The organism is Lentzea alba (assembly GCF_047445655.1).
Taxonomy (GTDB): domain Bacteria; phylum Actinomycetota; class Actinomycetes; order Mycobacteriales; family Pseudonocardiaceae; genus Lentzea; species Lentzea alba_A.
The window spans coordinates 1-11,517 of the sequence record NZ_JAJAEG010000006.1 but is presented as its reverse complement, the minus strand read 5'-3'; the positions used below and the strand labels follow the sequence as shown (position 1 = coordinate 11,517).

Genomic DNA, 11,517 nt, shown 5'->3' with positions numbered 1-11,517 from the left:
CGGGCGATCCGAGAAGGAAGCGCGATGACCACCTCTGCTAACCAGTACGTCGAGGCTCTGCGGTCGTCACTGAAGGAGATCGACCGGCTGCGCAAGCAGAACCAGCAGCTGATCGCGGCAGCGGTGGAACCGATCGCGATCGTGGGCATCGGGTGCCGGTACCCCGGCGGGGTGGCCTCGCCGGAGGACCTCTGGCAGGTCGTCGCCGAAGGCAGGGACGTGATCGGCGGGTTCCCCTCCGATCGCGGCTGGGACGTTTCCGAGCTCGACACCGCCACGATCGAAGGTGGCTTCCTCGAAGACCCGGCGTCGTTCGACGCCGGGTTCTTCGGCATCTCGCCCCGGGAAGCCGTGGTCATGGACCCGCAGCAGCGTCTGCTCCTGGAGACCGCGTGGGAGGCGCTGGAACGGGCCGGGGTCAACGCACAGTCGTTGCGCGGCACCAAGACCGGCGTGTTCATGGGCACCACCTCGCAGGACTACGCCGACCTGCTCTCGCGCTCGGGCGAGGACGTCGGCCTCTACGCCACGACCGCGTTCGCCGCCTCGGTGCTGTCCGGCCGCATCTCCTACCTGCTCGGGCTGGAAGGGCCCGCCGTCACCGTCGACACCGCCTGCTCGTCCTCACTGGTGGCGCTGCACCTCGCGTCCTCCGCGCTGCGTGCCGGTGAGTGCGACCTGGCGCTGGCCGGTGGTGTCGCGGTCATGACGACGCCCGCCGGGTTCGCCGCCTTCACCTCGCAGGGCGGACTCGCCGGGAACGGGCGCTGCAAGGCGTTCTCCGACGACGCGGACGGCACCGGCTGGTCCGAGGGCGTCGGCGTGCTGGTGCTGAAGCGGCTTTCCGACGCTCAGCGGGCCGGCGACAAGATCCTCGCGGTCGTGCGCGGCTCCGCGGTCAACCAGGACGGCGCTTCCAACGGCCTGACCGCGCCGAACGGCCCGTCGCAGCAGCGCGTCATCCGCCAGGCGCTGCAGAACGGTGGCCTCGCGCCGTCCGATGTGGACGCAGTCGAGGCACACGGCACGGGCACGACGCTGGGTGACCCCATTGAGGCGCAGGCGATCCTGTCTGTCTACGGACAGGACCGTGCTGAGCCCCTCTACCTCGGGTCGGTCAAGTCCAACATCGGTCACCCGCAGGGCGCGGCCGGTGTCGCCGGTGTGATCAAGGTCGTCATGGCGCTGCAGAACGAACTGCTGCCCAAGACGCTGCACCTCGGCACGCCCTCAACTCAGGTCGACTGGACCAAGGGCAACGTATCGCTGTTGGCGGACGCCCGCCCGTGGCCTTCCGTCGACCGGCCGTTGCGTGCTGGTGTCTCCGCGTTCGGTGTCTCGGGCACGAACGCGCACGTGATCCTGGAGCAGGCGCCGGCAGTTGAAGGTCGTCCGGAGGCTGCCGCTCCTGCTGTGCTGCCTTGGGTTCTGTCCGGACGTACTCCTGCCGCGTTGGAAGAGCAGCGGGTTCGGTTGCAGTCGGTCGTGGACTCCCTGTCGCCCCTGGACATCGCGTTCACGCTGGCGACCGCGCGAGCCTCGTTCGAGCAGCGTGCCGTGGTGCTGCCGGACGGCACGGAGCTCGCACGCGGCGTGGCTGCCGACGAGCACACGCTCGCGTTCCTGTTCTCCGGCCAGGGATCGCAGCGCCTCGGCATGGGACGCGAGCTGTACGAGCGGTTCCCGGTCTTCGCTTCCGCTTTCGACTCCGTGCTCTCGCACCTCGATCCGTCGCTGCGGTCGGTGATGTGGGGTTCGGACGCCATCGCTTTGGAGCAGACGCGCTTCACACAGCCCGCGCTGTTCGCGTTGCAGGTGGCTCTGTATCGGCTGATGGAGTCGTTCGGGATCGTGCCGGAGCACGTCGCGGGCCACTCGATCGGCGAGATCGCCGCCGCGCACGTCGCGGGCGTGCTGTCGCTGGAAGACGCGTGTGCGCTGGTGACCGCGCGGGCGACGCTGATGCAGGGGCTGCCCGCGGGTGGCGTGATGATCGCGGTGCAGGCGACGGAGGACGAGGTCGCGCCGTTCCTGACCTCCGGTGTGTCGATCGCGGCGGTCAACGGGCCCTCAGCGGTCGTCGTTGCTGGGGTTGAAGAGGAAGTGCTCGCGGTCGCAGGACGTTTCGAGGACCGCAAGACGAAGCGGCTCTCCGTGTCGCACGCCTTCCACTCGCCGTTGATGGAGCCGATGCTCGCTGACTTCCGCTCGGCCGTCTCCGGGCTGACGTTCAACGCTCCTTCGATCCCGTTCCAGGCTTCCGGTGACGTGACTTCGCCCGAGTACTGGGTTTCGCACGTGCGGAACGCGGTGCGGTTCCACGACAACGTGACGGCGCTGGGGGAGCGGACGTTCGTCGAGATCGGGCCGGACGGGGTGCTGTCGGCGCTGGTCGACGGCGCGGTTCCGGTGCTGCGCAAGGACAGGGGCGAGGAGCTCGCCTTCGTCTCCGGTCTGGCGCGCCTGCACGTTTCCGGTGTTTCCGTTGACTGGGGCCGGTTGTTCGAGGGCTGCGGGGCGGCTCGGGTCGACCTGCCGACGTATGCGTTCCAGCGCCAGCGGTTCTGGCCGCGCCCGTCGACGTCGTCGGGTGACGTGCGCGGCGCCGGGCTCGGTGCGGTCGGGCATCCGCTGCTCGGAGCGGCGGTGGAGCTGGCGGGCTCGGCCGGGCACCTGTTCACGTCCCGGCTGTCGCTGGCGACGCACCCGTGGCTCGCTGATCACGTGGTGATGGGGCGTGTTCTGTTCGCCGGCACCGCGTTCCTGGAGCTCGCGGTCCGGGCGGCGGACGAGGTGGGTTGCTCGCGCGTTGAGGAGCTGACGCTCGCCGCGCCTCTGGTGCTGGCTGACGTGGCTGTGCAGGTGCAGGTTTCCGTTGGTGCTGCTGACTCTGCCGGACGCCGGTCTGTCGCGATCTTCTCTCGTGCTGAGGGCGCTGTTGACTCGCCTTGGCTTCAGCACGCTTCCGGTGTGCTCGGGTCGGGCGCCTCCGCTGTGTCGTTCGACGCCTCGGTGTGGCCGCCCGCCGGTGCCGAGGCGGTCGACATCGCGGGGTCGTACGAGCGCTTCACCGACATGGGCTTCGACTACGGGCCTGTTTTCCAGGGCCTGCAGGCGGCGTGGCGTGGTGGCGACGGCATCGTCTACGCCGAGGTCGCGTTGCCCGAAGGCGTCGACGGTGGCGCGTTCGGGTTGCACCCGGCGCTGCTGGACGCCGGCATGCACGCCGCCGGGTTCGGTGACCTGGGCTCGATCAGCCGGGGCGGACTGCCGTTCTCGTGGCAGGGCGTCTCGCTGCACGCCTCGGGTGCTTCCGCGGTGCGGGTGCGGTTGTCGCGGGGCGAGGACGGCTCGATGGAGATCGCGGTCGCCGACGCGACCGGTGCTCCCGTGGCGTCCGTCGAGGCGCTGCAGACGCGTCCGGTGCCCGTTGACGAGCTGGGTTCCGGGGTGGAGCGGGACTCGTTGTTCCGCGTCGAGTGGGCGCCGGTCGAGCTGCCGGTCGGGTTCGACGGGCAGCCAGACGCCGATCTGACGGTTGTTCCTGTTACCGGCACTGATGTGCGCGAGACCTGCTCGCGGGTGCTCGCGCTGATCCAGGAGTTCTTGACGCGGCCTTCGGGCCGGCTGGCGTTCGTGACGCGCGGTGCGGTGGCTGGCGACGATCTCGCCGCGGCCGCCGCGCGCGGTCTGGTGCGGTCGGCGCAGTCCGAGCACCCCGGCCGCTTCGTCCTGGTGGACCTGGACTCGTCCCAGGCGTCGGACGATGCGGTGCCGCACGCGTTGACGACCGACGAGCCTGTGCTGGCGATCCGCGACGGTGTCGTGCTGGCGGCACGGCTTGCGCGGGCCGCTCTGCCGACTGAGCGGCTGACCTGGTCCGGTCGGGTGCTGATCACCGGTGGTACTGGCGGGCTTGGTCAGCTGGTGGCCCGGCATCTGGTGGCAGAGCACGGTGTTCGCGAGTTGCTGCTGGTTTCGCGCAGTGGTTCCGCCGACGTCTCGGCATTGCAGGAGCTTGGCGCGGACGTGATCGTCGAGGCGTGCGACGTCTCGGACCGCTCGGCGCTGGAGTCGTTGCTGTCGCGGCACTCCGTCGGCGGTGTGGTGCACGCAGCCGCGGTGCTGGACGACGGTGTTGTCGAGTCTTTGACGCCTGAGCGCATCTCCGTGGTGCTGGGCCCGAAGGCTGACGCTGCGCTGCACCTGCACTCGTTGCTGCCTGACGTTCCTTTCGTGCTGTTCTCGTCGGCCGCGGGCACGTTCGGTGGTGCCGGTCAGGCGAACTACGCCGCTGCCAACGCTTTCCTCGACGCCCTGGCGCGCGTGCGCCGTGCCGCCGGCCAGCACGCCGTCTCGCTGGCGTGGGGCGCGTGGGAGCAGACCTCGGGCATGACCGCGGCGATGTCGGACGCCGACATGCAGCGCATCGCCCGTTCCGGCATGCCTCCGTTGACGGTTTCGGAAGGCCTGGCGCTGTTCGACGCCGGTGTGGCCGGTTCGGATGCTTTCCTGCTGCCGCTGCGACTGGATCTTCCGGCGTTGCGCGCTCAGGGCGCGCCGCCGCCGTTGCTGCGCGGCCTGATCAAGACCCCGAAACGTCGTGCTGCTCAGTCTGTTGCGGCGGACGGCCTGGTTGCCTCGTTGTCGCGGCTCGATTCCGACGCTCGCCTCGAAGCGTTGCTGGATCTCGTCGCTGCCGAGGTGGCCGCGGTGCTCGGCCACGGCAGTGCGTCCGAAGTGGACCGCACGCGCACGTTCCAGGGCCTCGGGTTCGACTCGCTGACCGCTGTCGAGCTGCGCAACCGCCTGACCGCGTCCACCGGAATCCGCCTGCCGGCCACCCTGATCTTCGACTACCCGACCGCCGGCGCTCTCGCCTCCTACCTGCTGGACGAGCTGTTCGGCTCAGAAGCTTTCGTGCCGGAGATCTCGACTGCCGCGGTCTCCGACGACCCGATCGTGATCGTCGGCATGGCCTGCCACTACCCCGGCGGTGTCTCGTCGCCGGAAGACCTGTGGCGTCTGGTGTTCGAGGAGCGCGACGGCGTCACCGGTTTCCCGTCCAACCGCGGCTGGGACCTGGACGGCCTGTACGACGCCGATCCGGACGCCGCGGGCAAGACCCACGTGATGCAGGGCGGCTTCCTGCACGACGCCCCGTCGTTCGACCCGGACTTCTTCGGCATGTCCCCGCGCGAAGCCCTCGCCACGGACGTCCAGCACCGGCTTCTGCTGCAGACGGCCTGGGAGGCCTTCGAGCGTGCGGGCATCGACCCGGCTTCGGTGCGCGGTTCCAAGACCGGTGTGTTCGCGGGCGTGATGTCCAACGACTACTCGACTTTGGTGTCCGACGACATCTTCGAGGGCTACCAAGGCACCGGCACGGCGCAGAGCGTGCTGTCCGGCCGTGTCGCCTACACGTTCGGTCTTGAAGGCCCGGCGGTCACCGTCGACACCGCGTGCTCTTCCTCCTTGGTGGCCCTGCACTTGGCCGCTTCTGCCTTGCGCAACGGCGAGTGCTCGCTGGCCCTGGCCGGCGGTGTGACCGTCATGTCGACGCCGGGCTCTTTCGTGGCCTTTTCGAAGCAGCGCGGCCTCGCGATGGACGGGCGCTGCAAATCCTTCGCCGATGCGGCTGACGGCACCGGTTGGGGCGAGGGTGTCGGTCTGCTGGTGCTGGAACGTCAGTCGGATGCCCTGCGTCTTGGCCACACTGTTTTGGCTGTCGTGCGTGGCTCGGCGGTGAACCAGGACGGCGCTTCGAACGGGTTGACGGCCCCGAACGGTCCGTCGCAGCAGCGCGTGATCCGCTCTGCTCTGGCTTCTGCCGGTCTGTCTGTTGCTGATGTCGACGTCGTCGAGGCCCACGGCACCGGTACGACCCTGGGTGACCCGATCGAGGCGCAGGCGCTTTTGGCTGTGTACGGCCAGGATCGTCCTTCGCCGCTGCTGCTCGGTTCCATCAAGTCGAACATCGGCCACACGCAGGCTGCTGCCGGTGTCGCCGGCATCATCAAGATGGTTCACGCGATGCGGCACGGCGTCGTGCCCGCGACGCTGCACGTCGACCAGCCCTCCACGCACATCGACTGGACCGCGGGCGACGTCTCGCTGGTCACCTCCGCGACCTCGTGGCCTTCGGTTTCCCGTCCGCGTCGCGCGGGTGTCTCGTCGTTCGGTGTCTCGGGCACCAATGCGCACGTGATCTTGGAGGCGCCTGCGTCGGTTTCCGCCGGCCAGGAATTGTCAGACCTGCCTGAGATGATTGGGATGGGGGGTATCTCCCCCCAGGGGGCCGGCCAATCCGAATCGATCCCGAGCGGCGAATCGGGCGCGGGTGGCGGGCTCGGCGCGGCCGCTGACAGGTCGGGCACGGCGGGTGCGGTGCCGTGGCTGGTGTCGGCCAAGTCCGCGGAGGCGTTGGAAGCCCAGGTCGAGCGGATCAAGGAATGGCCTGGGGACGCGGCGGACATCGCGTTCTCGTTGCTGACCACGCGTTCTCAGTTCGACCACCGAGCGGTGATGCTCGACGGTGAGGTGCTGGCGAAGGGTGTCGCCAAGACCGGGGAGCTGGCGTTCCTGTTCAGCGGGCAGGGGTCGCAGAGGACCGGCATGGGGCGTGAGCTGTACGAGGCGTTCCCGGTGTTCGCCGAGGCGCTCGACGGCGCGTTGCAGCACCTCGACCCGGCCGTGCGTGACGTCATGTGGGGCGACGACCAGGAGACGTTGAACCAGACCGGGTACACGCAGCCCGCACTGTTCGCGTTCCAGGTGGCGTTGTACCGGTTGTTCGAGTTCTACGGCGTGAAGCCCGATCGCATCGCGGGCCACTCGATCGGTGAGATCGCCGCCGCACACGTTGCCGGGGTTTTGAGCCTTGAGGATGCCTGCCTGCTGGTGAGCGCGCGTGCCTCGCTCATGCAGGCGTTGCCTGCCGGTGGGGCCATGGTGTCCGTGGTCGCGTCCGAGAAGAAGGTGCGTGAGCACCTGACTGACGGAGTGTCGATCGCGGTGGTCAACGGGCCGCGGTCCGTCGTGATCGCCGGCGTCGAAGAAGAAGTGCTCGCCATCGCGTCGAAGTGGAAGAACAAGAGGCTGAAGGTCTCGCACGCGTTCCACTCGCCGTTGATGGAGCCGATGCTGGACGACTTCCGCGAGGCGATCAGCGGGCTGACGTTCAACGTGCCGAACATCCGCATGTCGACATCCGGTTCTGTGGACAACGTCGACTACTGGGTCGACCACGTTCGCGACACCGTCCGGTTCCACGACAACGTCACGCGATTGGGTGACGTCAAGTTCCTGGAGATCGGGCCTGATGGCGTGCTGTCCGCGATGGTGGACGGCTGCGTGCCCGCGGTGCGCCGCAATGTTGACGAGGTCAAGTCAATGTTGACGGCATTGAGCCGAATCAATGTTGACGGCGTCAATGTTGATTGGAGCAGGTTCTGTCAACATGGACGGAAGATCGACCTGCCGACCTACGCGTTCGAGCAGCGAACGTTCTGGCCTGAGGTCTCCACGCGCTCGGATGTCCGGTCGGCCGGCCTGGGCGCGGTCGAACACCCCCTGCTGGGAGCCGCTGTCGAGCTCGCCGGGGGAGAGGGCCTGCTGTTCACGAGCAGGCTGTCGCTGCGCACGCACCCGTGGCTGCGGGACCACTCGCTGCACGGCAAGGTGCTCGTGCCCGGTGCGGCGCTGGTCGAGCTCGCGTTGCGGGCGGCGGACGAGGTGGGACTCGATCGTGTTGACGAGCTGACCATCGCGGCCCCGCTCGTGTTGCCCGAGTCGGGTGCTGTGCAGGTGCAGATCCGGGTTGGCGCGGAGGGTGAGCGCCGGGCCGTCGCGATTCACAGCCGTCCTGAGGACAGCGACCTGCCGTGGACCGAGCACGCCGCCGGGTTCCTGGCGTCCGGGGTCAGCGCCGCGGACTTCGACGCGGCGAGCTGGCCGCCTGCCGGGGCCGAGGCGGTGCAGGTCGAGGGTGCGTACGAGCGGTTCGCGGAGCTCGGGTTCGACTACGGGCACGCGTTCCAGGGGTTGCGCGCGGCGTGGAAGCTGGGCGACGAGGTGTTCGCCGAGGTGGCGCTGCCCGAGGACGTGAGCGCTGCCGGCTTCGGTATCCACCCGGCGTTGCTGGACGCGGCGCTGCACGCGGTGGCGTTCGCCGACCAGCGGACCGAGGGCGCGGTGCCGTTCTCGTGGGAAAGCGTTGCGCTGCACGCGGTTGGTGCCACGGCGTTGCGCGTGCGCCTGCGGACCACCAGCGACACCTCCATGGAGATCGCGATCGCCGACACCACCGGTGCGCCGGTGGCGACGGTCGGATCGCTCGTGACGCGGGCCGTGTCGGCGCGGCAGCTCAGCGCCGCGCAGGAGGCGTTGTTCGGGCTGGACTGGGTGCCGATCACGCTCACCGAGGCGGTTCCGGCGGCTCACGTCGTGGAGCACGTTTCGGCGGAGGGTTCGCCGGTCGTGGCCGCGCACGCCTCGACCGCCGCTGTCCTCGCGAAGATCCAGGAATGGATCGCGTCCGAACGCGCGGAGAAGCTCGTTTTCGTTACGCGACAGGGTGATCTGGGTGCCTCGGCGGTGTGGGGGCTGGTGCGGTCCGCGCAGTCGGAGCACCCCGGCCGGTTCGCGTTGATCGAGACCGACGGCGATGTGCCGGACGCGGCACTGGCGAGTGCCGAGCCGCAGTTGCGGATCCGCGGTGGCGAGGTGTTCGTGCCGCGCGTCGCCCGGATCGCCGCCGGTGAACCCGTCGTGCTGGAAGGGCCGGTGCTGATCACCGGTGGCACCGGTGGGCTCGGCCAGATCATCGCGCGGCATCTCGTTGCCGCACACGGTGTTCGTGAGCTGGTGCTGGTCAGCCGGCGCGGCGAGACGCCAGACTGGGTGGGTGAGCTGGACGCGTCGGTCACCGTGGCGGCGTGTGACGTCGCCGATCGGCACGCCGTCGCGAACCTCCTGGCAGGAAACCGGATCCGTTCCATCGTGCACACCGCCGGAGTGCTGGATGACGGCGTCATCGAGTCGCTCACGCCGGAGCGTCTGTCGGACGTGCTGCGGCCCAAGGTCGACGCCGCGTGGAACCTGCACGAGCTGGCTTCCGACGTGTCGGCGTTCGTCGTCTACTCGTCCGGTGCCGGCGTCTTCGGGTCGTCCGGGCAAGGCAACTACGCGGCGGGCAACACGTTCCTCGACGCGTTGATCGAGCACCGGCGGGCTGCCGGCCTGCCTGGTGTGTCGCTGGCGTGGGGTGCGTGGGCCGAGACCGGCATGCTGTCCGGTGCCGACGCCGAACGCCTTGCCAAGTCCGGGATGCCGCCGATCACGCCCGCAGAGGGCGTGGAACTCTTCGACGCCGCACTGTCCTCCGGCGCTTCGCTGGTCTTGCCGCTGCGGCTCGACCTGCCGGTGTTCCGGGCGCGTGGCGAGGTTCCGGCGGTGCTGCAGGGTCTCGTGAAGGTTCGCGCACGTCGCACGGCTGCCTCCGGAACTTCGGCTTCGTTGGTGCAGAAGCTGGTTGGTCTTGACGACGCCGGTCGCCTCGAAGCGTTGCTGGACCTGGTGCGGGCCGAGGTCGGCGCGGTGCTCGGGCACAGCGGCGGCGAGACGATCGATCCGTCGCGTGCGTTCCAGTCGCTCGGTTTCGACTCGCTGACCGCCGTCGAGCTGCGCAACCGCCTCGGTGAGGTCACCGGGCTGCGGCTGCCCGCCACGTTGACGTTCGACTACCCGACCGCCGTGGTGCTGGCGAGTTTCCTGCGCGACGAGCTCTTCGGCGCCGCGGATGTGGTTTCGCAGCTGCCCGCATTGGTGTCCACTTCGGACGATCCAATCGTGATCGTCGGCATGGCGTGCCGCTATCCGGGAGGCGTGTCTTCGCCGGAAGACCTGTGGCGGCTGGTGTCAGACGGTGTCGACGCCATCACCGAGTTCCCGGTCAACCGCGGCTGGGACGTCGACGGCATTTATCACCCCGACCCCGACCACGCGGGCACGACCTACTCGATCTCGGGTGGCTTCCTGCACACGGCGGGGGAGTTCGACCCGGCGTTCTTCGGCATGTCGCCGCGCGAGGCCATGGCCACGGACTCCCAGCAGCGCCTGCTGCTGGAGACCACGTGGGAGGCCCTGGAGCGGTCCGGGATCGACCCGGCTTCCTTGCGCGGCAGCGCGACCGGTGTGTTCACCGGTGTCATGTACAACGACTACGCGTCCATTCTGGACGGTGGTGAGTTCGAGGGGCATCAGGGGCAGGGCAGCGCGGGTTCGATCGCGTCCGGCCGGGTTTCCTACACGTTCGGCTTCGAGGGGCCGGCGGTCACGGTCGACACGGCTTGTTCCTCCTCCCTGGTGGCTTTGCACTTGGCCTCGCAGGCGCTGCGCTCGGGTGAGTGCTCGCTGGCGGTGGCGGGTGGCGTGACGGTGATGTCGACGCCCACCACCTATGTCGAGTTCTCCCGGCAGCGCGGACTTTCCGTTGACGGGCGTTGCAAGGCGTTCTCCGACGACGCCGACGGCACCGGCTGGGGTGAGGGCGTCGGTCTGCTGGTGCTGGAACGTCAGTCCGACGCCGTGCGGCTCGGCCACAACATCTTGGCTGTCGTGCGTGGTTCGGCGGTCAACCAGGACGGCGCTTCCAACGGTCTGACCGCGCCGAACGGCCCGTCGCAGCAGCGGGTGATCCGCTCTGCTCTGGCCTCGGCCGGCCTGTCGCCCGCGGATGTCGACGCCGTCGAAGCGCACGGTACGGCCACCAAGCTCGGTGACCCGATCGAGGCGCAGGCGCTTCTGGCGGTCTACGGCCAGGACCGCGTCGAGCCCCTCTACCTGGGCTCGATCAAGTCGAACATCGGCCACACCCAGGCCGCCGCGGGTGTCGCCGGCGTGATCAAGATGGTCGAGGCGCTGCGTCACGGCGTGCTGCCGCAGACCCTGCACGTCGGCACTCCGACGACGCAGGTCGACTGGGAGTCCGGATCTGTCGAGGTGCTGACGTCTGCTCGTACCTGGCCTTCGGTGGACCGCGCGCGCCGCGCGGGCGTCTCGTCGTTCGGTGTCTCGGGCACGAACGCGCACGTGATCTTGGAAGCGCCGAGCGCTCCGGAATTGTCAGACCTGCCTGAGATGATTGGGATGGGGGGTGGCTCCCCCCAGGGGGCCGGCCAATCAGGATCGATTCCGCAGGTGGCGGCGGTGCCGAGTGCGGTGCCGTTGGTGGTGTCGGCCAAGTCGGCTGGGGCGCTCCGGGCGCAGGTTGAGCGGATCAAGGCGTTGGTGGACGGCGGGGTGTCCGCTGTGGACGTCGGGTTCTCGTTGGCGACCACGCGGGCCTTGTTCGAGCACCGGGCGGTGTTGCTCGACGGTGAGGTCGTCGCTGAAGGGGTAGTCGGCGGGAAGCCGTTGGCGTTCCTGTTCTCCGGGCAGGGGGCTCAGCGGATCGGGGCTGGGCGGGAGCTTTACGAGGCGTTCCCGGTGTTCGCGGAGGCGTTGGACGCCGCGCTG

The 11,517-nt window shown here is 69.3% G+C and carries 1 protein-coding gene; it reads left to right on the top strand.

Going from position 1 to position 11,517, the window contains the following annotated elements; all coding sequences use genetic code 11:
- Positions 1-6 precede the first annotated feature (6 nt).
- Positions 7-11,517: SDR family NAD(P)-dependent oxidoreductase (locus LFM09_RS11400; RefSeq protein WP_414096591.1), on the top strand; the 11,511-nt coding region annotated here is incomplete at its 3' end.